The organism is Bradyrhizobium sp. SZCCHNRI1009 (assembly GCF_032487575.1).
In the GTDB taxonomy this organism is placed as follows: Bacteria; Pseudomonadota; Alphaproteobacteria; order Rhizobiales; family Xanthobacteraceae; genus Bradyrhizobium.
This window is the reverse complement of the sequence record NZ_JAUEUL010000014.1, coordinates 97726-124675: the sequence shown is the minus strand read 5'-3', so window position 1 is coordinate 124675 and position 26950 is coordinate 97726. Positions and strand designations below refer to the sequence as shown.

General features: G+C 65.1%; 26 protein-coding genes, 1 pseudogene and 1 riboswitch. Of the genes and pseudogenes, 18 read left to right on the top strand and 9 right to left on the bottom strand.

What is annotated here, in order from left to right; all coding sequences use genetic code 11:
• Nucleotides 1-120: 120 nt before the first annotated feature.
• The 3 genes from atzF to QX010_RS22965 form a co-directional block, all read right to left on the bottom strand.
• Entirely contained in the window at nucleotides 121-1908 is a 1788-nt protein-coding gene (gene atzF, locus QX010_RS22975) for an allophanate hydrolase (RefSeq protein WP_316182037.1), read from the bottom strand.
• A gap of 247 nt (nucleotides 1909-2155) precedes the next feature.
• Nucleotides 2156-2698 (bottom strand): DUF805 domain-containing protein, encoded by a 543-nt coding sequence (locus QX010_RS22970; protein WP_316182036.1) that lies wholly within the window; start codon nucleotides 2696-2698, stop codon nucleotides 2156-2158.
• A 345-nt stretch (nucleotides 2699-3043) separates the two neighbouring features.
• Nucleotides 3044-3550 (bottom strand): MarR family winged helix-turn-helix transcriptional regulator, encoded by a 507-nt coding sequence (locus tag QX010_RS22965; protein WP_315801623.1) that lies wholly within the window; start codon nucleotides 3548-3550, stop codon nucleotides 3044-3046.
• Between the two features lie 77 nt (nucleotides 3551-3627).
• Here QX010_RS22965 and QX010_RS22960 point away from each other — a divergent pair, with 77 nt between their 5' ends.
• From QX010_RS22960 to QX010_RS22920, 9 genes are all read left to right on the top strand, one after another.
• Nucleotides 3628-4863, top strand: a complete 1236-nt coding sequence (locus tag QX010_RS22960) for a cytochrome P450 (RefSeq protein WP_316182035.1) — start codon at nucleotides 3628-3630, stop codon at nucleotides 4861-4863.
• A gap of 8 nt (nucleotides 4864-4871) precedes the next feature.
• Complete coding sequence (locus QX010_RS22955) at nucleotides 4872-5195, top strand: 2Fe-2S iron-sulfur cluster-binding protein (RefSeq protein WP_316182033.1); 324 nt, start codon at nucleotides 4872-4874, stop codon at nucleotides 5193-5195.
• 46 nt (nucleotides 5196-5241) lie between these two features.
• On the top strand, nucleotides 5242-6462 hold the full coding sequence (locus QX010_RS22950; RefSeq protein ID WP_315801620.1) for an ABC transporter substrate-binding protein: 1221 nt from the start codon (nucleotides 5242-5244) through the stop codon (nucleotides 6460-6462).
• A 263-nt stretch (nucleotides 6463-6725) separates the two neighbouring features.
• Nucleotides 6726-7895, top strand: a complete 1170-nt coding sequence (locus tag QX010_RS22945; RefSeq protein ID WP_316182030.1) for an ABC transporter substrate-binding protein — start codon at nucleotides 6726-6728, stop codon at nucleotides 7893-7895.
• 144 nt (nucleotides 7896-8039) lie between these two features.
• Complete coding sequence (locus tag QX010_RS22940) at nucleotides 8040-8957, top strand: branched-chain amino acid ABC transporter permease (protein WP_315801618.1); 918 nt, start codon at nucleotides 8040-8042, stop codon at nucleotides 8955-8957.
• Nucleotides 8954-9901, top strand: coding sequence for a branched-chain amino acid ABC transporter permease (locus QX010_RS22935; protein ID WP_315801617.1), 948 nt, complete (start codon nucleotides 8954-8956; stop codon nucleotides 9899-9901). The genes QX010_RS22940 and QX010_RS22935 overlap by 4 nt, the downstream gene beginning before the upstream one ends.
• The gene (locus QX010_RS22930) at nucleotides 9894-10664 is read left to right on the top strand and encodes an ABC transporter ATP-binding protein (RefSeq protein WP_316182028.1); all 771 of its coding nucleotides are present in this window, start codon (nucleotides 9894-9896) and stop codon (nucleotides 10662-10664) included. The genes QX010_RS22935 and QX010_RS22930 overlap by 8 nt, the downstream gene beginning before the upstream one ends.
• A 16-nt stretch (nucleotides 10665-10680) precedes the next feature.
• The gene (locus tag QX010_RS22925; protein WP_316182027.1) at nucleotides 10681-11385 is read left to right on the top strand and encodes an ABC transporter ATP-binding protein; all 705 of its coding nucleotides are present in this window, start codon (nucleotides 10681-10683) and stop codon (nucleotides 11383-11385) included.
• A 38-nt stretch (nucleotides 11386-11423) separates the two neighbouring features.
• A complete protein-coding gene (locus tag QX010_RS22920) occupies nucleotides 11424-11723 on the top strand; it encodes a hypothetical protein (RefSeq protein WP_315801615.1) in 300 nt (99 codons plus the stop codon).
• Between the two features lie 33 nt (nucleotides 11724-11756).
• Here QX010_RS22920 and QX010_RS22915 read toward each other — a convergent pair whose 3' ends face one another.
• Nucleotides 11757-12119 (bottom strand): hypothetical protein, encoded by a 363-nt coding sequence (locus QX010_RS22915; protein WP_316182025.1) that lies wholly within the window; start codon nucleotides 12117-12119, stop codon nucleotides 11757-11759.
• Between the two features lie 218 nt (nucleotides 12120-12337).
• A riboswitch (guanidine-I (ykkC/yxkD leader) is annotated at nucleotides 12338-12439 on the top strand.
• 74 nt (nucleotides 12440-12513) lie between these two features.
• On the opposite strand from QX010_RS22915, the gene QX010_RS22910 reads away from it, so the two are divergent.
• From QX010_RS22910 to QX010_RS22890, 5 genes and pseudogenes are all read left to right on the top strand, one after another.
• A complete protein-coding gene (locus tag QX010_RS22910; RefSeq protein WP_316182023.1) occupies nucleotides 12514-13584 on the top strand; it encodes a putative urea ABC transporter substrate-binding protein in 1071 nt (356 codons plus the stop codon).
• Nucleotides 13585-13730: 146 nt separating this feature from the next.
• Complete coding sequence (locus QX010_RS22905; RefSeq protein ID WP_315801612.1) at nucleotides 13731-14552, top strand: ABC transporter permease; 822 nt, start codon at nucleotides 13731-13733, stop codon at nucleotides 14550-14552.
• On the top strand, nucleotides 14552-15325 hold the full coding sequence (locus QX010_RS22900; protein WP_315801611.1) for an ABC transporter ATP-binding protein: 774 nt from the start codon (nucleotides 14552-14554) through the stop codon (nucleotides 15323-15325). Before QX010_RS22905 ends, QX010_RS22900 begins: the two co-directional genes overlap by 1 nt.
• A 40-nt stretch (nucleotides 15326-15365) precedes the next feature.
• Nucleotides 15366-16571 carry an arginase family protein gene (locus QX010_RS22895; protein WP_316182021.1) on the top strand — a complete coding sequence of 402 codons (1206 nt, stop codon included), beginning with the start codon at nucleotides 15366-15368 and terminating at the stop codon, nucleotides 16569-16571.
• Between the two features lie 143 nt (nucleotides 16572-16714).
• Nucleotides 16715-17083: pseudogene (locus QX010_RS22890) on the top strand (hypothetical protein); the annotation flags it as partial.
• Between the two features lie 2 nt (nucleotides 17084-17085).
• On the opposite strand, the gene QX010_RS22885 reads toward QX010_RS22890, so the two are convergent.
• The 3 genes from QX010_RS22885 to QX010_RS22875 all read right to left on the bottom strand — a co-directional run bounded on the left by QX010_RS22885 (nucleotide 17086) and on the right by QX010_RS22875 (nucleotide 18746).
• Entirely contained in the window at nucleotides 17086-17343 is a 258-nt protein-coding gene (locus tag QX010_RS22885; RefSeq protein WP_316182020.1) for a hypothetical protein, read from the bottom strand.
• Between the two features lie 4 nt (nucleotides 17344-17347).
• On the bottom strand, nucleotides 17348-17698 hold the full coding sequence (locus tag QX010_RS22880; RefSeq protein WP_316182018.1) for a PilZ domain-containing protein: 351 nt from the start codon (nucleotides 17696-17698) through the stop codon (nucleotides 17348-17350).
• A gap of 127 nt (nucleotides 17699-17825) precedes the next feature.
• Nucleotides 17826-18746 (bottom strand): helix-turn-helix transcriptional regulator, encoded by a 921-nt coding sequence (locus QX010_RS22875; protein WP_316182016.1) that lies wholly within the window; start codon nucleotides 18744-18746, stop codon nucleotides 17826-17828.
• 109 nt (nucleotides 18747-18855) lie between these two features.
• Between QX010_RS22875 and QX010_RS22870 the strand changes: the two genes are divergently transcribed.
• The 4 genes from QX010_RS22870 (at nucleotide 18856) to boxB (ending at nucleotide 24730) form a co-directional block, all read left to right on the top strand.
• A complete protein-coding gene (locus QX010_RS22870; protein ID WP_316182014.1) occupies nucleotides 18856-20394 on the top strand; it encodes a benzoate-CoA ligase family protein in 1539 nt (512 codons plus the stop codon).
• 178 nt (nucleotides 20395-20572) lie between these two features.
• Nucleotides 20573-21376, top strand: a complete 804-nt coding sequence (locus QX010_RS22865; protein WP_316182013.1) for an alpha/beta hydrolase — start codon at nucleotides 20573-20575, stop codon at nucleotides 21374-21376.
• A 95-nt stretch (nucleotides 21377-21471) separates the two neighbouring features.
• Nucleotides 21472-23160, top strand: a complete 1689-nt coding sequence (boxC, locus tag QX010_RS22860) for a 2,3-epoxybenzoyl-CoA dihydrolase (protein WP_315801604.1) — start codon at nucleotides 21472-21474, stop codon at nucleotides 23158-23160.
• Nucleotides 23161-23278: 118 nt separating this feature from the next.
• Nucleotides 23279-24730 carry a benzoyl-CoA 2,3-epoxidase subunit BoxB gene (boxB, locus tag QX010_RS22855; protein ID WP_316182011.1) on the top strand — a complete coding sequence of 484 codons (1452 nt, stop codon included), beginning with the start codon at nucleotides 23279-23281 and terminating at the stop codon, nucleotides 24728-24730.
• A gap of 145 nt (nucleotides 24731-24875) precedes the next feature.
• On the opposite strand, the gene QX010_RS22850 is transcribed toward boxB, so the two are convergent.
• Complete coding sequence (locus QX010_RS22850; protein ID WP_316182009.1) at nucleotides 24876-25685, bottom strand: SDR family oxidoreductase; 810 nt, start codon at nucleotides 25683-25685, stop codon at nucleotides 24876-24878.
• 115 nt (nucleotides 25686-25800) lie between these two features.
• Nucleotides 25801-26859: a polysaccharide deacetylase family protein gene (locus QX010_RS22845; protein ID WP_316182007.1), complete on the bottom strand. Its 1059-nt coding sequence runs from the start codon at nucleotides 26857-26859 to the stop codon at nucleotides 25801-25803.
• Nucleotides 26860-26950: the final 91 nt, after the last annotated feature.

Sequence of the window (26950 nt, the reverse complement as noted above, 5' to 3'; positions counted from 1 at the left end):
CCACCGTCCCACGGCGAGCTGATCACCAGCGGCATGGTGGGCACGGCGCCGCTGCTATCTCGCTCGGCGAGAGCGTGTGAACGCGCCTTTGCCCACCCTACGATTTTGCGCGTGGAGCCGTCAGTCCTTCTGCGCCATATACGCGCGCCAGCCGCCGAACTCGGAGATGTCGCGCGCACCACCGAGCGCGGCGGGCTCGACGAGGAATCCTTTGGCGGTGCGGCCATCCGCCAGCCGGATGGTGCCGATCGACAGTGGCGGCGGGATCAGGTTGACGAATTGGCCGAAGCCGGCGGCCGACAGCGCCCAGATCTCGACCGCCATGGCGCTGCCCTTGCCATCGTCGATGCGCAGCATGCCGGGCTTGGGCGGCGTGGTCGACAGCGCATAGAGCTTGTAGTCCGGCGCGGTGGTCGTCGCCTCGAGCAGACGCCCGCCGAGGCTGGTCAGTTCGTGGTTCAACGCCATGCCCGAGAGATGCGCGCCGACGACGACGATGGCGATCTCGTCGCCATGCAGTGACGGTGACACAGGCGCGAGCGGCGGCAGCGGGATCGACTTGGCGCCGACCGGCAGCGCCGTGTCGGCATGAAAGGCGCGGCCGAGGCTGGCGAGCGCCGCATCGCGCCCGGCCGGCGCGAGCAGCGTGACGCCGAACGGAATGCCGTCGCTGCGCATGGCGGCAGGCACGGCGAGCCCGCAAAGATCGAGCAGGTTGACGAAATTGGTGTAGGTGCCGAGCCGGCTGTTGAGCTCGATCGGGTTGGCGAGCACGTCCGCGGTGGTGTAGGCGGTCGGCGCCGTCGGCAGCACTAGCGCGTCGACGTCTGCGAACGTGCGCTCCGCCACCTTCCGCAGCCCCTGCAGACGATACAGCGCGGCAAACGTGTCGGCCGCGCTGCCGCGCGCGCCGCCGATGGTGATCTCGCGCGTCACCGGATGGATCGCGTCGGGATCGGAGGCGAGAAGATCGCGGATCACGAGATAGCGCTCGGCAACCCACGGGCCTTCGTAAAGCAGCCGCGCGGTCTCATAGAACGGCTCGAGGTCGAATTCGACGAGCTCGGCGCCGAGCTTGGCGAAGCGTGCGGCCGCGGAGGCATAGGCTGCTTCGGCGGCCTTGTCGCCGAAGAAGATCAACTGGCCCGAACGGGGAATGCCGAGCTTCACGCCCTTCGGAAAGGCCGTCACAGCGGCCACGGGGCGGTCGCGCGAAAACGGATCGAGCGGATCGGGCGCTGCCATCACCGACAGCGCCGCGACCGCGTCGTCGACCGTGAGCGAGAACACCGAGATGCAGTCGAGCGTGCGGCACGCCGGCACCAGGCCCGTGGTCGAGATCATGCCCAGACTCGGCTTCAGCCCGACGATGTTGTTGAGCATCGCCGGCACGCGGCCCGAGCCGGCCGTATCCGTCCCGAGCGACAGCGGCACGAGACCGGCCGAGACGGCCACGGCAGAGCCGGAGCTCGATCCGCCCGGCACGAGGTCGGCGCGCACCGGGTTCTTCGGAATGCCATAGGGCGAGCGCACGCCGACGAGGCCGGTGGCGAACTGGTCGAGATTGGTCTTGCCGACGATGATCGCGCCGGCCGCGCGCAGCCGCCCCACCGCGGTGGAATCGCGAGATGGCGTGTACGCGAAGGCCGGGCAGGCGGCGGTGGTCGGCAGCCCCGCCACGTCGATGTTGTCCTTCACCGCGACGGGCACGCCGTAGAGCGGCAGCGATCTGTCCTTGTCGGCGAGGGCTTCGGCCTCCGCGAGCGCGTCCTTCTCGCCGCGCAGGCTGATGAAGATGGCGGGGTCGTTGTGCGCGCGAATCCGGGCGTAACAGCGCGCGATCGTGTCGCTTGGCTTTGTCAGGCCGGCGCGATGGGCGGCGACGATCTCGGCAATGGTCTCGGTCACGCGGCGCTCCGCGTCTCGTCCGAGCCCCAACTCTGGCCTGCCATTCCATTGCGCTCCGCTTCGCCAATCCTGCTGCGAACGTAGCAAGCCATGTGCCATTGTGTACACGGCCGGGATGCGGGCCCGACAAGGGAAAAATCTTGAAAGTCAGTGAGTTGGTATGCCGTCCGACAAGCCGTTGGGCGATCGGACACGGTTGCCGAAGGCGATTTGCCTAATTGATGGGCAGGTTGGGCGCCGGCGCCACCTAGTACCCGCGCCGCTCGGCCTCCCCGCCGGTGATGCGCGCGAGCCGTGCCTCGGTGGCCGAGCCGGCGCCTCGGGCTGTCCGGAACGATGCAGACGGCGGGCGGCTCACGGTGGTTCCCGACGATGGAACGTCGTCAGCCCCGCTGGGGAAGAACAGCAGTGCAACGCTCAGGCCGAGATTGATCAGCGCGCCAACCCACGTGCCGTGGTGCGATGATGTCGCCGCGTATTCGGGAAACCGGCCGGCGATCACGTAGTCCAGCACCATGACGGCGATCCAGGCCGGGATCACGCAGACCGGGTCCCAGCCGATGTCGCGGAAGCGCATCGCCTGCAGCATCAGATTCGCGACCAGGCAAAGGCCAATCAGCACCATGATCGGCAAGCTCACCGTCAGCGCCGACGTCTGCGGGGCGAGCGCGGCAAGGCCGACGGCCACAACCACGATCAGGACCACCGAAACCAGCGCAAGACCGAGCGAGGCGAGAAAATATTGCAGACGGCCGAGACGCGCATTGAAACCGAAAATGAACCCCAACATCCGCCACTCCCCGCAGGCCGAGCCGCAATCGAGGGCGCGGCCGACATGGCATATCAGGCTGAAATTGCCGCCCGCCTTCGCCGATAATTAGAATTGCATCGATCGCGTGCGACGGCGCTTTCGCGCTGCGACATCCCGCGCGGCCGAAAATATATCGTTGCTAAAGCAACTAATCTGTGGAACGATCGACCCGATCAGCAATGAGGCGCGGAATGATCCGCGTCTTGAAGAAGGGACGGGAACGTGATGCGCAGCCTGCTCGACGCAGGCGCGGCCGCTTGCGCGCGCGCCAACAGATTGCCGCAGCGGACAGGGCGGCCGCTCGGCGGTGGCCGCCGACGTGGCTCAGCTCGCGCCCGTGACGGCGTCGAGATTGTCGTGGATCCGGCGCAGCAGGGTGATCAGGACTTCCCGCTCATCCTTGTCGAGACAGGCGAGCAGACGCCGCTCGCGTTCCAGCGCGGCGACGATGACCTTGTCGTGCGTCGCGCGGCCCTTGGCCGTCAACGAAATCGAATGGCTACGGCCATCCGCCGGATCGTTGCGGATCGCGATCAGGCCGCGGCCCTTCATCAGCGCCAGGGTGCGGCTGACCGGCCCCTTGTCGAAGCCGATCACGCTGCAGATGCGCGAGGCCGGGATGCCCGGCTCGATCGCCAGCAGCGACATGATCCGCCATTCGGTGACGTTGACGCCGAAATTGCCCTGATAGAACGCGGTGGCGCTGTTCGACAGCTTGTTGGCGATGAAGGTGATGAAGGCCGGCACATAGCGGTCGAGATCGAGCGTGAGGCCGTGCCCCTCAGGCTCGCGCGGCGGTGCTTTGCGCGGCGTCCCGGATTTCTCGCTCATGATCCCCAGCGTCTATGCATCGCCACTCATACGGATAGGAAAAGCCGCATGACAAGGCCAAACTTCGGGAGCTCCGCATGAACCCAACAGGTCTTTCCCCCGCTGCCGGCGGGGCGCCGGCGATCCCGCACCTCGCCATCGACCCGTTCTCGCATGAATTCTTCGACGATCCCTATCCGGCGCATCAGGAGATGCGCGAGGCCGGCCCCGTCGTTCATCTGGACGCATGGAACGTCTACGGCGTCGCCCGCTATGCCGAGGTCTACGCCGTCCTCAACGATCCCCAGACGTTCTGCTCCAGCCGCGGCGTGGGCCTGAGCGACTTCGCCAAGGAAAAGCCGTGGCGGCCGCCGAGCCTGATCCTCGAGGCGGATCCGCCAGCGCATACGCGCACCCGCGCCGTGCTGAGCAAGGTGCTGTCGCCGGCCGTCATGAAGCGGCTGCGCGACGGCTTCATGGCGGCGGCCGAGGCCAAGATCGACGAGCTCGTAGGCCGGAGCTCGTTCGACGCGATTCCGGATCTCGCGGAGGGCTATCCGCTGTCGGTGTTCCCCGATGCGCTTGGGCTGAAGCCGGAGGGGCGCGAGCATCTCATTCCCTATGCGAGCCTGGTGTTCAACGCCTTCGGTCCGCCGAATGAGCTGCGACAGCAGGCGATCGAGCGCTCGGCGCCGCACCAGGCCTATGTCACGGAGCAGTGCCAGCGCGACAATCTCACGCCCGGCGGCTTCGGCGCCTGCATCCATGCCTTCAGTGACACCGGTGAGATCACGCCGGCCGAGGCGCCATTGCTCGTGCGCTCGCTGCTGTCGGCCGGCCTCGACACCACGGTCTATGGCATCGGCGCCGCGGTCTATTGTCTTGCCCGCTTTCCAGACCAATGGGCGCGGCTGCGCGCCGATCCGTCGCTGGCGCGCAACGCGTTCGAGGAGGCCGTGCGCTTCGAAAGCCCGGTGCAGACCTTCTTCCGCACCACCACGCGGGACGTCGAGCTTGGCGGTGTCGTCATTCCCGAAGGCGAGAAGGTGCTGATGTTCTTAGGTGCCGCCAATCGCGATCCCCGCCGCTGGGAGCAGCCGGACAGCTACGACGTCACTCGAAAAGTCTCAGGTCACGTGGGCTTCGGCTCGGGCATCCACATGTGCGTCGGTCAGTTGGTTGCGCGCCTCGAAGGCGAGGCGGTGCTGACGGCGCTTGCGCGCAAGGTCGGGAGCATCACGATGAGCGGTCAGCCGACGCGCCGCTACAACAACACGCTGCGCGGGCTGGAGAGCCTGCCGGTGACCTTCACCCCAGCCTGCACTCCAGCCTGAGTCATGCCATGACGACGATCACTTTCATTCATCCCGACAACCGCTGCGAAAGCGTGGAGGCCGAGGACGGCGCCAGCGTGATGCTCGCAGCACTGACCCACGGCATCGATGGCATCGTCGCCGAATGCGGCGGCAACGCCGTCTGCGCCACCTGCCACGTCTATGTCGACGACGCCTGGACAGCGAGGCTCGATCCGGTCTCCGACGACGAGGATGCGCTGCTCGATGGCACGGCGGCGGAGCGGCTGCCGAACAGCCGGCTGTCCTGCCAGATCAAGGTGCAGCCGGCGCTGGCCGGTCTGGTCGTGCGTATCCCGGACAAGCAGAGCTGACGGCTTCGACAACAATCAGAACAAGCAACACATGGGGAAGGAACACATGAAGCAACTCAGGACCTGTGCGCTCGCGCTGGCCGCGTCATTGGGCGTCTCTGCCGGAGCATCCGCCGGCGAGATATCGGACAACGTTGTGCGCGTGGGCGTGCTCAACGACATCTCCGGCATCTTCCAGGACACCAACGGCATGGGCTCGGTCGAGGCCGCGCGCATGGCGGCGGAGGATTTCAACGGCGGCGGCAAAGGCATCAAGGTCGAGATCGTCTATGCCGATCACCAGAACAAGGCCGATGTCGGCTCGGCGATCACGCGGAAATGGCTCGATGTCGACAAGGTCGATGCCGTCGTCGACGTGCCCAACTCGGCCGTCGGCCTCACGGTCAACGAGCTGCTGCGCAACAGCCGCATGACTTTCCTGGCCTCGTCGACCGCAAGCTCCGATCTCACCGGCAAGGCGTGCTCGCCCAACACCATCCAGTGGGTCAACGACGCCTGGGCGACCGGCAACACCACGGCGGCCGCGATGATGGGCCGTGGCGGCAAGGACTGGTACTTCATCACGGTCAACTACGCGCTCGGCCAGGGCATCGAGGCGGAGGCCACCAACTACATCGAGAAGCACGGCGGCAAGGTGCTGGGCTCGGCGAAGCATCCGCTCGGTACGACGGACTTCGCCTCGTTCCTGCTGCAGGCGCAGGGCTCCAAGGCGAAAGTCATCGGATTGGCGAACGCCGGCGGCGACACCATCAACGCCGTCAAGCAGGCGTCCGAGTTCGGCATCCAGCAGGGCGGCCAGTCGCTGGTCGCGTTCCTGCTCTTCATCAACGACATCCACGGCATGGGCTTGAAGGCGGCGCAGGGCCTGCAACTGCTCGAAGCGTTCTACTGGGACATGGACGACGACACCCGCGCCTTCGCCAAGCGCTTCGCGGCGCGCCCCGGCATGAACGGCAAGATGCCGAGCGGCAACCAGGCCGGCGTCTATGCCTCGACGCTTGCCTACCTCAATGCGGTCGCGGCCACCGGCAGCGACGATGCCAAGGACGTCGTTCCGCAGATGAAGACGGTGAAGGGCAAGGACAAGCTGTTTGGCGACACCATGATCCGCGCCGACGGCCGCGTGGTGCATCCGATGTATCTGTTCGAGGTGAAGAAGCCGGAGGAGTCGAAATATCCGTACGACTACTATCGTCTGGTCTCGACGATCCCGGCCGAGCAGGCGTTTCGTCCGATCGCTGAAGGTGGTTGCGCGCTGGTGAAGTGACGCTCTTTGCGGGTGCCATGCCGAGCATCCCAGCCGTCCGTGTCGTGCTGACGCGGCCGGCTTCTGCTGTGCTGCAGTATCCTTAACAAGCACTATAGTTCTTGCCTTTGCCCGTTTCCGGGAATTATGGTGCATGGGCCGATCGCGCGCAGGATGAGCGCCGTGCGACGGATGCTGCGGCGAAACGCCGCCGCGGGTCGTGCTGCTGCGTGGCGGCGACGAAACAACGATAAGAACGAATTTGTTTGAGGGGAGGGAAGACCATGAAGAGCTTCTGGCTGGCGGGCGCCGCGGCGCTGCTGTTTTCGAGCACGGCCTTTGCCGGCGACACCATCAAGATCGGATTCGTCTCGACGTTCAGCGGTCCAACGGCTGTGATCGGCAACGATATGCGCAATTCATTCGAGCTCGCGCTCGACCATCTCGGCCGTAAGATCGACGGCAAGCCGGTCGAGGTGATCTACGAGGACGACCAGCAGAAGCCTGACGTCGGCAAGCAGAAGACCGAGAAGCTGGTGCAGTCCGACAAGGTCGACTTCATCGTCGGCTACATCTGGTCGAACGTGCTCCTGGCCTCGCTCAAGACCGCGGTGGATTCCCAGACCTTCCTGATCTCGGCCAATGCCGGCCCGTCGCAGCTCGCCGGCGAATTGTGCTCGCCTTACGTGTTCTCGACCTCCTGGCAGAACGACCAGACGCCCGCCGCGATGGGCCTCTACATGAACCAGAAGGGCGTCAAGTCGGTGTTCCTGATCGGCCCGAACTATGCCGCCGGCAAGGACATGCTGGCCGGCGTGAAGAGCACCTTCAAGGGCCAGGTCGTCGGCGAGGAATACACGGTGTGGCCGAGCCAGCTCGACTTCTCCGCCGAGCTCTCCAAGGCGCGCGCCTCCGGCGCCGAGTCGATCTTCGTGTTCTATCCAGGTGCGGCCGGCGTGCAGTTCCTCAATCAATACGCGCAGGCCGGGCTCAAGGAGAAGATGCCGCTCTACACCGCCTTCACCGTCGACGAATTGTCGCTGCCGCTGCAGAAGGACAATGCGATCGGCGTGCCCGGCGCCCAGGAATGGGTCAACGACCTGCCGAACGAGCAGAACAAGAAGTTCGTCGCCGACTACCGCAAGAAATACACCGGCCTGCGTCCGACCTATTACGGCGCCCAGGCCTATGACGCGGCCCAGCTGATCAACAGCGCCGTGGTTGCGGTCAAGGGCGACACGTCCAAGAAGGACGCGATGAAGGCCGAGATGGAGAAGGCCAACTTCAAGTCGCTGCGCGGCTCCTTCAAATTCGGCAACAACCACATCCCGATCCAGAACTTCTACCTGCAGGACGTGGTCAAGGACACCGACGGCCAGCTCTCGCTGAAGACGGTCGCCACCATCGTCGAGAACGATCAGGACCGCTTCCACGACAAGTGCCCGATGAAGTGAGCGAAAAGAATTCCGAGCCAGGGACGAAACAGGCCTGGAATTTGCTTGAAGCTTAAAACATCCCCGGCCTAAGATCGGGACGGACATGGCGGCAGCGCCTGGAACGGGTTCTGCCGCCGTCTTTTTGAGCGTGAAGTGAGGGGCATGCTTCTCGTCGTCGAACAATTCCTGAACGGGCTGCAGTTCGGACTGCTGCTGTTCCTGCTGGCCGCCGGCCTGACGCTGGTGTTCGGCATCATGGACTTCGTGAACCTGGCCCACGGCTCGCTCTACATGATGGGCGCCTATTTCGCGGCGACCTTCGTGGCCTGGACCGGCAGCTTCGTGCTCGGCGCCGTCATGGCGCTCGGAGCCACGCTTCTGCTCGGCATCGTGCTCGAATTCACGGCACTGCGCCATCTCTATGGGCGCGATCACCTTGACCATGTGCTCGCGACGTTCGGCCTGATCCTCTTCTTCAACGAGGCCGTCCGGCTGATTTGGGGCCCGGCGGGACTGGCGCTGCCGCTGCCATCCTGGCTCGCCTTCCCGGTCACGATCCTGCCCGGCATCCAATATCCCGCCTATCGGCTCGCCATCATCGTCGTGGCGCTCCTGGTGGCGCTGCTGCTCTATCTCGGGGTGATGCGGACGCGGATCGGCATGCTGATCCGCGCCGGCGCCTCCAACCGCGAGATGATCGGTGCGCTCGGCATCAACATCAAGCTGCTCTATACGCTGGTGTTCGGCCTCGGCGCCGCGCTCGCGGGCCTCGCCGGGCTGATGCAGGCGCCGATCCTGACCGTGCAGATCGGCATGGGCGAGAACATCCTGATCCTTGCCTTCGTCGTGATCGTGATCGGCGGCATCGGCTCGATCCGCGGCGCCTTCATCGCCGCGATCATGATCGGCCTGATCGACACGATGGGCCGCGCCTTCCTGCCAAACCTGTTGCGCCAGGTGCTGAACTCGGCGGCGGCGTCCACGGCGGCGCCGGCGATGTCGTCGATGCTGATCTATCTCCTGATGGCGATCGTGCTGGTGGCGCGGCCTGAAGGTCTGTTTCCGGCCAACCGCAGATGAAATCACAGCTCAACGTCTCAAGCCTCGTGGCCGCACTCGTCGTGGCCGGCCTGGTGCTGCTGCCGGTCTATTCCAACCTCTCCGGCAACATTTTCATCCTCACGCTGTTCACCCGCATCGTGATCCTGGCGCTGGCGGCCGTCAGCCTCAACCTCATCATGGGCTATGGCGGCATGATGAGCTTCGGCCATGCCGCCTATCTCGGCATCGGCGGCTACGCCGTCGGCATCCTGGCGCAGGAAGGCATCGGCTCCGGCTGGGCGCAGTTCGCGGTGGCGATCGCGGTGTCGGCGCTCTATGCGCTGGTGATCGGTGCGCTTTCCCTGCGCACCCGCGGCGTCTATTTCATCATGATCACGCTGGCTTTTGCGCAGATGGCCTACTACGTCGCGTCCGGCCTCGCCCGTTACGGCGGGGATGATGGGCTCACCGTCTACAAGCGCAGCGATTTCGGTGGCCTGATCAACCTCGGCAACCGCGTGCAGTTCTATTATCTCTGCCTGTGCTGCCTGCTTGCCGTCGTGGTGCTGATCTGGCGCATCGTCAATTCGCGCTTCGGCCTCGTGCTGCAGGGCCTGCGCTCCAACGAGCAGCGCATGCAGGCGATCGGCTTCCCGTCGAAGCGGTACAAGCTGGCGTGCTTCGTCATCGCCGGCATGCTGTGCGGCCTGTCCGGTGCGCTGCTTGCCAACAATACCGATTTCGTCAGCCCTGCCGTGATGTACTGGACCCGCTCCGGCGATCTCATGGTGATGGTCATCCTCGGCGGCATGGGCACCCTGATGGGGCCGGTCGTCGGCGCGGTGGTGTTCCTGGTGCTGGAAGAGGTGCTGTCGCAGATCACCGAATATTGGGCGTTGATCATGGGGCCGCTGCTGCTCCTGATCGTGCTGTTCGGCCGCGGCGGCATCATGGGCATGCTCGGGAGGTTGAACCGTGGCTGAGTCGCTGCTTCGCGTCGACAATCTCGTGCGCCGGTTCGGCGGCATCGTCGCCACCGATCATGTCTGCCTGGACGTTGCCAAGGGCGAGATCCACGCCATCATCGGGCCGAACGGCGCCGGCAAGACCACGCTGATCAGCCAGCTCACCGGCCACCTGGCGCCGCATGCGGGGCGCATTTTCTTAGGCGGCCGCGACATCTCGCATTTCCCCGCCTATAAGCGCAGCGCACTGGGGCTGGCGCGTTCGTTCCAGATCACCTCGCTGCTGACCGACTTCACCGCGGCCGACAATGTCGCGCTGGCGGCGCAAGCCCATGACGGCAAGCACTCGTTCCGTTTCTTCGCAGCCGCGCGCAAGGACAAGCCGCTGCGCGCCGCCGCGCACGCCGCGCTGGAGCGCGTCGGTCTCGGCCATCGCGCCGACGTGCTGGTCTCGAAGCTCAGCCATGGCGAGCAGCGCGAGCTGGAGCTCGCGGTCGCGCTCGCGACCAAGCCGCAGCTCCTGCTGCTCGATGAGCCGATGGCCGGCTTGGGGGTGACCGAGTCGCAGCGCATGGTGAAGCTGCTCAATGAGCTGCGCGACGAGGTCTCGATCGTGCTGGTCGAGCACGATATGGAGGCGGTGTTCGCGCTCGCCGACCGCATCTCGGTGCTGGTCTATGGCCGCATCATCGCCTCGGGCAAGCCGGACGAGATCCGGCAGAACGAGGAGGTCAAGCGTGCCTATCTCGGCGATCAGCATGTGGTGGTCGGCCATGGTTGATCTGGGGACAAGCGCCATGCTGCTCGAGGTCGACGGCATCGAGACCTGTTACGGCCTGAGTCAGGTCTTGTTCGGCCTGTCGCTGGCGATCCGTCCCGGCGAGATGGTCTCGCTGATGGGCCGCAACGGCATGGGCAAGACCACCACGATCCGCTCGATCATGGGCCTGACCCAGGCGCGCGCCGGCCTGATCCGCTTCAGCGGCCAGGAGACGCGAAAGCTGCCGTCCTACAGGATCGCCCAGCTCGGCGTCGGCCTGGTGCCGGAGGGACGGCAGATCTTTCCGAATCTGACCGTCACCGAGAATCTCGTAGCGGCTTCGGCCAACCGGCTCGGCGCGTCCGATCCTTGGACGCTCGACAAGATCCACGCGCTGTTTCCGCGGCTCGCCGAACGCGGCAGCAACATGGGCAACCAGCTCTCCGGCGGCGAGCAGCAGATGCTGGCGATCGGCCGGGCGCTGATGACCAACCCAAAACTCCTCATTCTCGACGAGGCGACCGAGGGGCTGGCGCCGTTGATCCGCGAGGAGATCTGGAACTGCCTGTCGCTGCTGAAATCGCGCGGGCAGTCGATCCTGGTGATCGACAAGAATGTCGAGCATCTGACCCGCATCTGCGACCGCCACTATATCATCGAGCGTGGCCGCACGGTGTGGCACGGCACATCGGACCAACTGATGGCCGAGCCGGAGCTGCAGCACCGTTATCTCGGTATCTGAGGGCGGAGCGCTGCCGGCTATGACGACGTGGAAGCGGATTGACTCAAATCAAGATCGCGTCGCGCGAGGGGCGTAGATTTCATAGTCGTGCTGGCGTGCGCCGATTTTTCGCATTGAGGCGCGGCGTGGACGGGATCATTCTTCAGGGTAGTACTTTGTTTCACCCTTTACCAAAGGTTGAGCAAATGCGTGCGCCTCATCTCCGAATCGAAGCACCGAAAAAGGCCGCGGCCAGTCTGCGCAGCTTCTGGTCTGCTCATTCCGACCTCGAGACGGCGCTTTGTCTCGCCTTCATGCTGATCGTCGGAATCATCGTCAAGATGACGCCGCCAACCTAGGCGCCGCCGATCTGCGCATCGCCGCCTCCGCGCTCAGCGGTCGAACGGGATGTACTTCTGGTATTCCTTCGGCACCCGGCTGCGATAGCGCGAGGGCACCTTGCCGCTGCGCAGGGAGTCTTCGACTTCCTGCCGGGTGGTCTTGGTACGCTTCTTCTTTTTCGTGGCGGCCGCATCGGCGGCCGGCTTTGTCTCGGCCGGCTTTTCGGTCGTGGCTGCCGGCGCCGGAGCAGGTGCCGCCGCGGCAGGGGAGGGACTTGGCGTCGGAGAGGGAGTTGCGGCGGGAGCAGGCTGGGCCGGCGCATCCGCTGCCGGTGCGCTCTGCGCCATGGCCGCTCCGGACGCAAGACTCACGACCAGCATGCTTGCCATTGCGATCCCTGACAACTTGATCATGACAACGAGACTCCCAACACAGCACCGGACGTGCCGACCTGATGAGGTCGTTCGCGCTCGGCCACCGGTTCATGCCACTGATGAATGGCCGCCGAGCGCCGACGATCCTCATCGCCTAAGATGAATTCGTGATGCCGTCTTTTTGAGCATATGCTGTGATTTGTTCCGTTGAATCGCAAGCATTTTCCGTGGCACGCGGATTGCTCTTCCAGTTGCTCAGAGTTGGCAGCTAGGGTTCCGGTTCTCGGTCGAGAACGCTGGTCCGAGAGCAGCCGCCAGGGGAGAGCCCTGGTGCACGGCGGGATAAAAACCCGGGAGACCTCAGTGGCCGCGCTTGGCAGGCACGAGGTTCTTCATGCCAGTCCGCGGTCAGAAAACCGATGAGGGACTGGACATGTTCAAAGCGCGAAATCTGTTTGTTGCCCTGCTCGCGGCATCGACGCTGGCGACCGCGTCGCTGTCATCAGCGTCAGCCGAGAAGAAGAAGGAATTCAACATCGCCTGGACGATCTATGTCGGCTGGATGCCGTGGCCCTATGCGGCCGAGTCCGGGATCGTCAAGAAGTGGGCCGACAAATACGGCATCACGATCAAGGTCACGCAGATCAACGACTACGTCGAATCGATCAACCAATATACCGCCGGCAAGTTCGACGGCGTCACCGTCACCAACATGGATGCGCTGACCATCCCCGCTGCCGGCGGCGTCGACACGTCGGCCATCATCATGGGCGACTACTCCAACGGCAATGACGGCGTCGTGCTCAAGAAGGGCAAGACCATGGCCGACATCAAGGGCCAGAAGGTCAACCTCGTCGAGCTCTCGGTGTCGCATTATCTGCTGGCGCGCGGCCTCGAGACCGCGAAGCTGTCCGAGAAGAACATCAAGACGGTCAACACCTCGGACGCCGACATCGTCGCCGCCGCGAAGTCGCCGGACACGACGGCCGTGGTCACCTGGAATCCGCAGCTGCTGGAGGTGAAGGCCGAGCCTGGCGCGACGCTGGTGTTCGACTCCAGCAAGATCCCCGGCGAGATCGAGGATCTCATGGTCGTCAACAGTGCGACGCTCAAGGACAATCCCGAGCTCGGCAAGGCGCTGGTCGGCATCTGGTACGAGACCATCGCGCTGATGAAGGACCAGAGCGAGAAGGGCAAGGCCGCGCGCGAGGCCATGGCCAAGCTGTCGGGCACCGATCTCGCCGGTTTCGAGACCCAGCTCAAGACCACGTTCATGTATTATGAGCCGAAGGATGCGCTCGCCTTCGTGACCGGACCGGAATTGCCGAAGATCATGGATCTCGTGCGCACCTTCTGCTTCGACCACAATCTGCTTGGCGAGAACGTGAAGTCGAAGGACGCGGTCGGCATCTCCACGCCAACGAAGACGCTGGGCGCGGCCGGCAATGTCAAGCTGCGCTTCGATCCGACCTTCATGAAGATGGCCGCCGACGGGAAGCTCTGAGCCGTCTGTCCGCTGCGCAACTCGTGTCACCCCTCACCCTGAGGAGCTTGCGTCAGCAAGCGTCTCGAAGGGTGAGGCCGAGGTGGGCCTCATGGTTCGAGACGGCGCTGCGCGCCTCCTCACCATGAGGAGTTAGGGAGCCATCCATGACGCGTGCGATGAACGTCGTCCCGAACCGGGGCAGCCGGCTGTTGCTGGCGCTGCTGCCGTTCCTGCTGATCGCGCTGATCTACGTGGTGGGGTCGGCGCAGCGGCGTGCGGACAATCCGGACGACAAGCTACTGCCGCCGGTCTCGGAGATGGTCGCGACCTCCAAGCGGCTCGCGACCGAGCCGGATCGTCGCTCCGGCGACTACGTGCTGTGGTCGGACACGGCCGCGAGCCTGCAGCGGCTCGCGCTCGGGCTCGGCATTGCCGCCGTCATCGGCCTCGTGCTCGGACTCGCCATCGGCTTGCTTCCGATCGCCGGCGCCGGCTTCGGCACGCTGATTGCGGTACTGTCGATGATCCCGCCGATGGCGGTGCTGCCGGTTCTGTTCATCGTGTTCGGCCTCGGCGAGCTGTCCAAGGTGGTGCTGATCATCATCGGCGTTACGCCGACCCTGGTGCGCGACCTCTCGCTCGAGGTGCAGAACATGCCGCGCGAGCAGCTGATCAAGGCGCAGACCCTGGGCGCCTCGACCTGGCAGGTCGCGATCCGCGTCGTGCTGCCGCAGATCATGCCACGCCTGATCCAGGGGCTGCGGCTCATGATCGGGCCCGCTTTCCTGTTCCTGATCTCGGCCGAGGCGATCGCCTCCGATGTCGGGCTCGGCTACCGCATCTTCCTGGTCCGGCGCTATCTGTCGATGGACGTGATCCTGCCTTACGTCGTCTGGATCACGCTGCTCGCCTACATCTTCGACTATGCGCTGGTCTGGTTCGGACGGCGCGCCTTTCCCTGGGCCTATGCGCGAGGGAGCCGCTGATGAGCACGCTGTCCTTCCGCAACGTCTGGGTCGAATATGGCAACCAGGTCGTGCTCGAGCGCATCAATCTCGAAATCGCCTCCGGCACCTTCCTGTCGATCGTCGGCCCTTCAGGTGCAGGCAAGAGCACCTTCCTGCGCCTGATCCTCGGCCAGGAGAGGCCGACCCAGGGCGCGGTGCTGCTCGATGGACAGCCGTTTCCGGCCGAGCCGGGGCCGGACCGCGGCATCGTGTTCCAGCGCTATTCGGTGTTCCCGCATCTGACCGTGCTCGGCAACGTGCTGCTCGGCTATGAGCTTGCCGGCAGCCCGTTCACGGCGCGGCTGTTCGGGTCGGCGCGCAAGGAGGCGATGGAGAAGAGCCGCGCGCTGATCGAGGCCGTCGGCCTGGCCGAGCATCGCGACAAATATCCGAGCGCGCTGTCCGGCGGCATGCAGCAGCGGCTGGCGATCGCGCAGGCACTGGCGAAGCAGCCGCGCGTGCTGCTGCTCGACGAGCCCTTTGGCGCGCTCGATCCCGGCACCCGTGCGCAGATGCATGGGCTGATCAAGCCGTTGTGGCGCGAGCACAACATGACCATCGTGATGGTCACCCACGATATCAAGGAGGCGTTCGGCCTCGCCACCCGGCTGATCGCGCTCGACCGCCCGCGCAAGGATCCGCAGGCGCCCGAGCGCTTCGGCGCGCGCATCACCTACGACCTCGATCTCACCCGCGACAGCGCCGTGCCGGTGCTCGGATTCATCCGCGCCAGCCTGCAGGCGGCGCAATAGTCAGTTCAAGAAACGTCGAAAGAAACGAAGGAGAGTCTCCATGTCATTTCCACTCATGCGCCGGTCGCACCGCGCCGGATTGCACGCGCAGCGCCGGCTCATGCGGCGTCACCATCCGGACTTCGACAAGATGGCGACGCAAGGCTGGCAGGCGCTGGAGGCCGAGGGCAGGCTGCCGAGCAACGGCTGGCGCAGGGAGAAGCAATGGGCGCTCGACATGGGTTTGCCCGGCGCCGACACGCTGACGGATCGCGAGATCCCGACCTTTGCGCGCGGCGAGCTGCCGCATTTCGCCGGGATCAACACCTTCATGAAGGCGCCGTATGTCGAGAACGTCCGCGACGTCGGCAAATACGACGCCGCGGTGATCGGCATCCCCTTCGATTCCGGCACCACCTATCGGCCCGGCACCCGCTTCGGGCCGCAGGGCATTCGCCGCATCTCGGCGCTGTACACGCCCTACAATTACGAGCTCGGCGTCGACCTGCGCGAGCAGATGACCCTGTGCGATGCCGGCGACGTCTTCACCATCCCCGCCAATCTGGAAAAGAGCTTTGACCAGATCAGCCGCGGCGTCGCGCATGTGTTCTCGTCCGGGGCGCTGCCGATCATGCTCGGCGGCGACCATTCGATCGGCTTCCCCTGCGTTCGCGGCATCGCGCAGTGCACCGACAAGCGCATCGGCATCATCCATTTCGACCGCCACATCGACATCCAGGAGAAGGATCTCGACGAGCGCATGCACACCACGCCCTGGTACTGGGCGACCAACCTGTCGAACGTGTCGCCGACCAATCTGGTGCAGCTCGGCATCGGCGGCTGGCAGGTGCCGCGCGAGGGCGTCGAGGTCGCGCGCAAGCGCAACACCAACGTGCTGACCATCGCCGACATCGAGAAGATCGGCCTGGAGAAGACCGCCGAGATCGCGCTGGAATTGGCCTGGAAGGATGCCGACGCGGTCTACATCTCGTTCGACGTCGATTCCATCGATTGCGGCTTCGTGCCGGGCACCGGCTGGCCGGAGCCCGGCGGCTTCCTGCCGCGCGAGGCGCTGAAGCTGCTCGGCCTCGTCGCCGCCGAGGGCCTGTGCGGGCTCGAAGTGGTCGAGGTCTCGCCGCCCTACGACACCTCGGACATCACCGCGCTGATCGGCGTGCGCGTCGTCGTCGAGGCGCTCGGCTCGATGGTCGCCCACGGCAAGCTCGGCAGCCACAAGTCCATCATCAACAAGCCGGTCAGCTTCTGAGGCTCGCGATGCGTCATCATCACCACCATCATGGCCATCATCATCACGATCATGGCCATGCGCATGATCATGATCACCACCATGACCACGATCACCCCCCGCACGGTCCCGGTCACAACCATCCCCACGGCGGCCGCTCGCCGGTACAGTGGCAGACGCCGCATCAACCGGACGGCGCCAAGCCCGCCGCGGCGGCCGAACCGGATCTCGACAAGGTCGAGGCTGCCTTTGTCGACGGCTTCATCGCCGCGCCGGATCCGACCAGCTTCCTGCGGCTGGCGCGGGTTCCGTTCGAGATCCTGCGCGACGGCACGAGCCTCAAGCTGCTGCGCGTCGAGATCGACGCGCTGACCGATGTCGGCAGCCTGACGCCGCATCTCGGCGGCGGCACCTTCCGCTACGATCCGCTGCCGTCGAACTTCGTCTCCCGCCGCCGCCGGTTGCGCTTCGTCTATTTCGATGGCGCCAGCCTCAAGCCGCTCACCTACGCGGAGCTGCGGGAAATGGAATGAGCTTACCGCAGCGGCGTTCGCTTGAGCGCCGCTGCGAGGGCCTCGAAGCGGTCGACGACCTCCGGCAGCACATAGGATCGCACGGTGGACGCCGCTGCGACGCCGATCAGCAGCACGATGACATATTGAGCGGCGAGCAGGAGGGCGACGCGCCGCAGCCATGCCAGCCGCGGCCGGCGCTCGGCAGCGCGAGCGGGGCTCTGCGGCGCATCGGGAGCTGCAAGCAGCAGGTCGTCTCGGTCTCGCGAGACCTCGGACATCAGGTCAGTACCCCGACAGAATCTGTTCGAGGCGGGATTTGAGCCGCTTGTTGGTGCGTTCGCGGTCGCGCAGCGTGCGAGCCGATTCCAGCGAGACGACCTCGCTCTCCTTGTCGAAGGCGAGGCCGGCGCCGGCACCGTCGCGCCAGATCATGCGGGCCGGCCGCGACCATCCGCGCCGTTCGATCGTGACGTCGACGCGGTCGGGCAGCAGCACGCTCCCTTCCAGCTCGATCTTGATGCCGCGGTTATTGAAATTGCGGACGATGCAGGCGAGCGTCGAGCTGCCGGCGTTGAATGTCAGAACGCCGCCATAGTAGACGCGTTGGCGGGCCTCGTTGCGACGGTTGTCCATGACACGTCCTCCAGTCACTTAACGATCTATTAAGCAATCGGAGGGTGTGTGGCCACCATCGGCGGTATGAAAATGACGGCGGTGGTTAACGCATGCCGGGATGTGCCGGCATTGACGTTGCGCGCGTTCACCCTCGCGCAAACATCCTGGCCTCTTTGGCGATGACCGGCTTCACAGCTTCCCCCAGCCGCGCGGCGGCCGCGTCGACCGACAGGCCCGCTGTATCCACGACGGCGTTGGCCCTTGCGTACAGCGGCTCGCGGCTGGCGAGGATGTTGCGCAGCTCGGCCATCGCCGAGCGGTCGTCGGCCATCGGGCGGAGGTCGCCCTGCTTGCGCACGCGCCCCATGTGCTCCTCCGGCTCGGCCTTCAGCCAGATCGTGTAGAACGAGGTCAGGATCAGGTCGAAGGTCACCGGTTCGGAGACGATGCCGCCGCCGGTCGCCAGCACCATCGCCTCCTTGCGCGCCAGCAGCTGCACCAGGGCGGCCTGCTCCATGCGGCGAAAGCCTTCCTGGCCGTAGAGCGCGATGATCTCGGCAACCGAAAGCCCGTTCTGCCGCTCGATCTCCTTGTTCAGCTCGACGAAGCTCCAGCCGATCCGCTCCGCCAGCATCTTGCCGAGCGTCGACTTGCCGGCACCGCGCAGGCCGATCAGCGCAATGCCCGAGAACGAACGCCGCAGGGGCGCCGATGCGCCGCCGGCAAGCAGCTCCTTGACCTCGGCGATCTGGCTCGGGCTCGCCTTCTTCAGGAGATCGCGAATGACCGGCCAGTCCGGCGATGGCTCGCCGCCGGGGATGATGTCGTCGAGCGGCGCGTTGATCGCGTTGGCGATGCGGCGCAGCAGCACGATCGAGACATTGCCCTTGCCGCTCTCGAGCTGGGCGATGTAGCGCTCGGAAATCCCGGAGACCTCGGCCAGCACCTTGCGAGACATGCCGGCGAGGCCGCGCATCCGCCGCACCCGCTGGCCCAGCTGGTCGAGGAAATCGGTCTCGGCCGCGGACTGGCCGTCGTCGCGCGGGGCATCGCTGTGTGGCGTCATATCCCTGAGGTACTCTTTTGAGCAGGAAACATAATGCCGGGGAGGATTGACAGCAAGCGATGTTGGTGGCCTTGTATGAATTATAATTCAAAAATCCGGGGAGAATGCCGTGAAGTCGTACAATGCGGTATCGTGGTTGCTTGACCGCAATGTCGAGGCGGGGCGCGGCGACAAGCTCGCCTACACGGACACGGTCTCCGAGCTGACCTATCGCGGTTTGCAGCAGCAGACCTGCCGCGTCGCCAACATGCTGCGTCGCCTTGGCGTCCGCCGCGAGGAGCGCGTGGCGATGATCATGCTCGATACGGTGGATTTCCCCGCGGTGTTTCTTGGCGCCATGCGCGCGGGCATCGTCCCGGTGCCGCTCAACACGCTGCTGACCTCGGAGCAATACGCCTATGTGCTGGCCGACTGCCGCGCCCGCGTGCTGTTCGTGTCCGAGGCGCTGTATCCGGTGGTGAAGGACATTGTCGGCCGGATGCCCGATCTCGATTGCGTCGTGGTCTCCGGCGCCAATGCCTTCGGCCACAAGCTGCTCACCGAGGAGCTCGCGCGCGAGAGCGATCAGTTCGACACGGTCGCCACCCACGAGGACGAGCCGGCGTTCTGGCTGTATTCGTCGGGCTCGACCGGCATGCCCAAGGGCGTGCGCCATCTGCACGGCAATCTCGCCGCGACGGCGGAGACCTATGCCAGCCAGGTGCTCGGCATCCGCGAGAGCGATGTCTGTCTGTCAGCCGCAAAGCTGTTCTTCGCCTATGGCCTCGGCAATGCGCTGACTTTCCCGCTCTCTGTCGGTGCAACCACGATCCTCAATTCCGAGCGTCCGACGCCGGCGCTGATGTTCAAGCTCCTCAACCGCTACAATCCGACCATCTTCTACGGCGTGCCGACCTTGTTCGCCGCGATGCTGCACGATGAGTCGCTGCGCCATGAGAAGGCCGGCAGCGCTCTGCGCATCTGCACTTCGGCCGGCGAGGCGCTGCCGGAATCGGTCGGCAATGCCTGGAAGGCGCGGTTCGGCGTCGACATTCTCGATGGCGTCGGCTCGACCGAGCTGCTGCACATCTTCCTGTCCAACGTGCCCGGGGACATCAAATACGGCTCATCGGGGCGCCCCGTGCCGGGCTATCAGGTTCGTCTTGTCAACGAGGCCGGTGAGGGCGTTCCGGACGGCGAGGTCGGTGAGATGCTGGTGCACGCGCCCTCGGCTGGCGAAGGCTACTGGAATCAGCGCCACAAGACCCGCTCGACCTTCGAGGGCTATTGGACGCGCACCGGCGACAAATATGTTCGCGATGCCGATGGCCGCTACACCTTCTGCGGCCGCTCCGACGACATGTTCAAGGTCTCCGGCATCTGGGTGTCGCCGTTCGAGGTCGAGAGCGCGCTGATCACGCATCCCTCCGTGCTGGAGGCTGCCGTGGTGCCGGAAGCCGATCCGGAGGGCCTGCTGAAGCCGAAGGCCTATGTCGTGCTGCGCCCGACCGTCGATCGCTCGACCCTGCACGAGGCACTGAAGGAACACGTCAAGCAGAAGATCGGCCCGTGGAAATATCCGCGCTGGATCGAGGTGGTGGAATCCTTGCCGAAAACCGCAACCGGCAAGATCCAGCGCTTCAAGCTGCGCGAGGGGGCGAACCAATAGTTGGTCTTCCTGCCCGTAAGTAGGCCCTGCTTTTAGTTGTCGTCATGGCCGGGCTTGACCCGGCCATCCATCTTCCTGCGACGAAGAAAGACGTGGATGCCCGGGCCTTCGCCGCGTCGAAGCGGCTTCGGCCGCGCAGGCGGGTCAAGCCCGGGCATGACGAAGGAGAGAACAGCGCATGACGCTCGAAGCAAACGGCTTCCTCACCATCGACTCTGCCCAGCTCGAATATCGCCTGATCGGGCCGCAGCCCTCAGATGCGCCGTGCATCGTGCTGTTGCATGAAGGGCTGGGCTCGGTCGGCCTGTGGGGAGAATTCCCGGACAAGCTCCAACAGGCCACGGGCGTCTCCGTCTTCGCGTATTCCCGCGCCGGCTACGGCGCCTCCAGCCCGGTGTCGCTGCCGCGGCCGCTCGACTACATGCAGCGCGAGGCGCGCGATGTGCTGCCGAAGCTGCTCGACGCGATCGGCTTCCGGCGCGGTCTTCTCGTCGGCCATTCCGACGGCGCCTCGATCGCGGCGATCTATGCCGGCAGCCACGCCGACCATCGCCTCCAGGGTATCGTGCTGATCGCGCCGCATGTCATCGTCGAGGACGTTTCGGTGTCGTCGATCGCCGCGATCAAGACCACTTACGAAACCACGGAGCTGCGCACCAAGCTCGGCCGCTGGCACAAGGACGTCGACAATGCGTTCCATGGCTGGAACGGCGCCTGGCTCGATCCGACGTTCCGGACCTGGGACATCACGGCTGACCTCGCCTACATCCGCGTCCCCGTGGCCGTGATCCAGGGCGTCGATGACCAGTACGGCACCCTCCGCCAGGTCGAGATCCTCCAGGAGGAGTGCTACTGCCCGGTCGAGGTGACGATGCTGCCCAAGACCGGCCATTCCCCGCATCGCGAGGCGCCCGAGGCGACCCTGCGCGTTATCGCCGAGTTCGCCGCAGCCACCTTGCCGTCACCGGCATCACAAACATGAAACAAAGTGCATGTTCTGGCATTTAACGGTAGACGCCAGTCATAACATGAATTATTGTGCATCTCAACGATAAGCACTCCAACGAAGGGTGACTCATGGCCGGGGAAGACCGCGTGCTCGCGGGAGGCAAGACGTTCATCGATTTTCAGACCGATCCCTCCCGCTACAAACATTGGAAGCTCTCGATCGACGGCGAGGTGGCGACGCTCGCCATGGATGTCGACGAGAATGGCGGCCTGTTCGAGGGCTACCAGCTCAAGCTCAATTCCTATGATCTCGGCGTCGACATCGAGCTTGCAGATGCCGTGCAGCGGCTGCGCTTCGAGCACCCGCAAGTGAAGGTCGTGGTGCTGCGCTCGGCCAAGCCGCGCGTGTTCTGCGCCGGCGCCAACATCCGCATGCTCGCGGGCGCGACCCACGCCCACAAGGTGAACTTTTGCAAGTTCACCAACGAGACCCGCAATGGCTTCGAGGATTCATCCGAGAATTCCGGCCAGCGCTTCATCACCGTGGTGAACGGCACCGCGGCCGGCGGCGGCTATGAGCTCGCGCTCGCCACCGATCACATCATCCTCGCCGATGACGGCTCGTCTTCAGTGTCGCTGCCGGAGGTGCCGCTGCTCGCGGTGCTGCCCGGCACCGGCGGCCTGACGCGCGTCGTCGACAAGCGCAAGGTGCGCCGCGACCGTGCGGACGCGTTCTGCACGACGGAGGAGGGCGTCAAGGGCAAGCGCGCCGTGCAATGGCGTCTCGTCGACGAGATCGCGCCGAACTCCAAGGTCGACGCCAAGGTCGCCGAGCGCGCCAGGGAGTTCGCAGCCGCCTCCAAGCGCAACGGCAGCGGCAAGGGTGTCGCGCTCACGCCGCTGAAGCGCATCATTGACGCCAGCAGCGTGCGCTACGGCTTCGTCAATGTCGACATCGACCGCGCCGCCCGCATCGCCACCATCACGGTCTCTGCTCCCGAGGCCGCGCCGCCGGCCGACATCGACGGCATGATCGGGCAGGGCGCCTCGTTCTGGCCGCTGCAGGTCGCGCGCGAGCTCGATGACGCCATCCTGCATCTGCGCATCAACGAACTCGGCATCGCAATGCTGGTGTTCAAGTCGCAGGGCGAGAACTCCCAGGTCCTGGCCTACGACGCCTTCCTCGAAGCCAACAAGGCGCATTGGCTGGTCAACGAGATCAGGCACTATTGGAAGCGCGTGCTCAAGCGCATCGACGTCACGTCGCGCACGCTGGTGACGCTGGTCGAGCCCGGCTCGTGCTTCGCCGGCACCTTGGCCGAGCTCGTGTTCGCCTCCGACCGCTCCTACATGCTGATCGGCACCATCCAGGGCGACAACCGCCCGGCGCCTTCCATCGAATTGTCGGCGATGAATTTCGGTCCCTATCCGATGAGCCACGGTCTGACCCGGCTGCAGTCGCGCTTCCTTGATGATCCCAACGGGCTCGAGCGCGTGCACGAGCAGGTCGGCAAGCCGCTGGAGGCAGATGAGGCCGAGGAGCTCGGCCTCGTCACCTTCGCGCTCGACGATATCGACTGGGAGGACGAGATCCGGGTCTTCCTCGAGGAGCGCGCCAGCTTCTCCCCCGACAGTCTCACCGGCCTCGAGGCTAATCTGCGCTTCGCCGGTCCCGAGACGATGGAATCGAAGATCTTCGCTCGCCTGACCGCCTGGCAGAACTGGATCTTCCAGCGCCCCAACGCGGTCGGCGAGGAGGGCGCGCTCCGGCGCTACGGCACCGGCGAGCGGCCGCAATACGACATGACGCGCGTGTAGTTATCATCCGTCATGGCCGGGCTTGGCCCGGCCATCCATGAGCTCATCGACACGAACGACGTGGATGCCCGGCACAAGGCCCGGCATGACCACCGGGAAGATTTCAGGGAGGCACGCCATGAACATGAACATCATGAACGTCGACTACTCGACCAAGATTCCGAACAACGTGAATCTCGCCGAGGACCGTCAGGTCCTGAAGGCGCTGGAAGGCTGGCATCCCGGCTATGTCGACTGGTGGAACGACATGGGCCCGGAAGGCTTCCAGCAGTCGCTCGTGTATCTGCGCACCGCTTATTCGGTCGATCCGCGCGGCTGGGCGAAGTTCGACTACGTCAAGATGCCGGACTACCGCTGGGGCATCCTGCTGGCGCCGCAGGAAGAGGATCGGAAGATTCCGTTCGGCGAGCATTATGGCGAGCCGGCGTGGCAGGAGGTCCCCGGCGAATATCGCGCGCTGATGCGCCGCCTGATCGTGATCCAGGGCGACACCGAGCCGGCCTCGGTCGAGCAGCAGCGCCATCTCGGCAAGACCGCGCCGTCGCTCTACGACATGCGCAACCTGTTCCAGGTCAACGTCGAGGAGGGCCGTCACCTCTGGGCGATGGTCTACCTGCTGCAGAAATATTTTGGCCGCGATGGCCGCGAGGAGGCCGACGAGCTGCTGCGCCGCCGCTCTGGCGATGCGGACTCTCCGCGCATGCTCGGCGCTTTCAACGAGAAGACGCCGGACTGGCTGTCGTTCTTCATGTTCACCTACTTCACCGACCGCGACGGCAAGATGCAGCTGCACAGCCTCGCGCAGTCCGGCTTCGATCCGCTGTCGCGCACCTGCCGCTTTATGTTGACTGAAGAGGCGCATCACATGTTCGTCGGCGAGACCGGCGTCGGCCGCGTCATCCAGCGCACCGTCGAGGCGATGCGGGCCGCCGGCATCGACGATCCCACCGATATCGCCAATGTCCGCGCGCTCGGCGTCATCGACCTGCCGACCATCCAGAAGAAGCTGAACCTGCACTACACGCTGTCGCTCGACCTGTTTGGCTCGGAGGTCTCGACCAACGCGGCGAACGCCTTCAACGCCGGCATCAAGGGCCGCTATCACGAGACCCAGATCCAGGACGATCACCAGCTCAAGAACTCGACCTATCCGGTGCTCAAGCTGGTCGACGGCGAGATCAAGCGGGTCGACGAGCCGGCGCTGACCGCGCTCAACATGCGCCTGCGCGACGACTACTCGCAGGACTGCATCAAGGGCCTGTTGCGCTGGAACAAGATCATCACCACCGCCGGCTACGACTTCCAGCTCAAGCTGCCGCATACCGCCTTCCACCGCGCCATCGGCGAGTTCAAGGACGTCCATGCGACGCCCGAGGGCATCCTGATCGACGAGGGCACGTGGGCGAAGCGCAAGGGCGACTGGCTGCCCTCGGCCGACGACGGCGCCTACATCGCCTCGCTGATGAAGCCCGTCACCGAGATCGGCGAATACGCGTCGTGGATCGCGCCCCCGAAAGTCGGCATCGACAACAAGCCGGGTGATTTCGAGTACGTGAAGATCGAGACCTGAGACCTGGACCCGGTCTGTTCCCTCCCCCCTTGTGGGGGAGGGCTAGGGAAGCCGCGGAGACGGTCGTTCGTGGCTTACCCCCCTCTCCACCCCTCCCCCACAAGGGGGGAGGGAGCCGACCTTTCCTTGGGTTACTAATTCGGCCTCAACTATCCCAGCCCGCGCCTGGAATGCCGGGATTCGCGTAGACGATGCCGCCATCGACGGCGATCGTGTTTCCCACCACATAGTCGCCCGCCCGCGACGCCAGGAAGATCGCCGTCCCCGCCATGTCCTCGTCGGTGCCGATGCGGCCCGCGGGCACGCGCGCGGCGACCTCGTCGGCGTTGTCGCGCGCGGCCTTGTTCATGTCGGACTTGAACGGGCCCGGCGCGATCGCGGTGACCACGATGTGGTCCTTGATCAGCTTGGCGGCCATGCGCCGCGTCAGATGGATCAGGCCGGATTTGCTCGCCGCATAGGAATAGGTCTCGAGCGGGTTGACGAAGATGCCGTCGATCGAGGCGATGTTGATGACCTTCGCCGGCCGCTCGGCGCTGGCCGCCGCGCGCAACGGCGCCGCCAGCGCCTTGGTCAGGAAGAATGGCGTCTTGAGGTTGAGGTTCATCACCTTGTCCCAGCCGCTCTCGGGAAACTCATCGAAGTCGGCGCCCCAGGCGGCGCCGGCATTGTTGACGAGGATGTCGAGCCTGGGCTCGCGCGTCTTGATCTCGGCCGCGAGCATGTCGATACCCGCCATCGTCGAGATGTCGATCGGCAGCGCGATGCACTCGCCGCCATATTCCGCCGTCAGTGCCTTGGCAGTCTCCTCGCACGGACCGGCCTTTCGCGCCGTGATGTAGACCCGCGCTGCGCCCTGCGCGAGCAGCCCGGACGCGATCATCTTGCCGATGCCGCGCGAGCCGCCGGTGACGAGCGCGATGCGGCCTTCGAGCGAGAACAGGTTCTTGAGCATGGTGCCTCCCTTTTGCTTATGTCGTGCGCGCTTGTGTGCGGGACGCGCTAGCACTGTCAAGTGAGACGCAGTCGCAAGCATTTGCCGCAATTCATCGGGGGTGTGAAGACGCGGCCTATGCCGCGTCGATGCGGCGGAAGCCGTTCCACATCGCGGTCGCGGCGCCCGAGGTCAGCACCGGCAGCACGCGGGCGTCCTGGTAATGGCCGTTCAGCGAGACGCGCGACAGAGCCGTGAGATGATCGGCGCTTTCGGCGAAGATCATGCCGGGCCGGGTGGTGACGGCGGTCTTGTAGCCGCTCGCGGCCGCCAGCACGAATTCGCGCTGCGAGGCGGCGGCGCGGTCGCCGTAGGGGTAGGCCATGTGCAGCACAGGCCGCTGCAACTCGTTCTCGATCCGGGCACGGCTGTCGGCGATCTCGATGCGCGCCGTCTCCTCGGTCTGCTTGGCGAGATTGCAGTGACTGATCGAATGCGCGCCGATCGAGATCAATGGCTCCACCGACAGCGCCCGAAGCTCGTCCCAGGACAGGCAGAGCTCACGGCAGATCGACGCCTCGTCGACGTCGTAGCGCGCGCACAGCGCGCTGATCTCGCGCCGGACGTCGTGTTCGCCCGGCAGTGCGCGCAGCCAGTCGTGCAGGCGCTGGAACGTCACGCATTTGGCTGCCGGCGTCGATGCATCGAGCTGCAGCGACAGCCCGCCGATCTCGATGTCGATCGCGTCAGCCTTCGCGACCAGCCGCTCCAGCGTCACCCACCAGAGTCGGCCGTTTCCGGAGGCGAAATCGCTCGCCACATAGATGGTGAACGGCGCATCGAACTCGCGCATGACAGGCAGCGCAAAGTCGCGATTGTCACGATAGCCATCGTCGAAGGTGAAACAGGCGAAGCGGCGCGAGAAGTCCTTCGCCACCAGCCGGCTGTGCAACTCGTCGAGGGTGATGATCTCGATGTCGTGGTCGCGCAGGTGCGACAACATCTCGCGCAGGAAATCCGGCGTGACCTCGAGATGACAATTGGGCTGGAAATCGGCGTCGCGGTGCGGCCGCACATGATGCAGCGTATAGATCGCACCCACGCCCGAGAAGATCGGGCGCAGCCAGACATGCGCGCCGCTCAGATACAGCGCTTCCAGGCCGGCACGGATAAAGGTTTTGCGAAATCGCCTCATCTGAAATATGCGGCCCGGTGAGTGTCGGGACAAGGTTACCGACGAATGATTGAAGAAAACCTTAGCCTGCGGTCGCAACGTACCGTGCGGC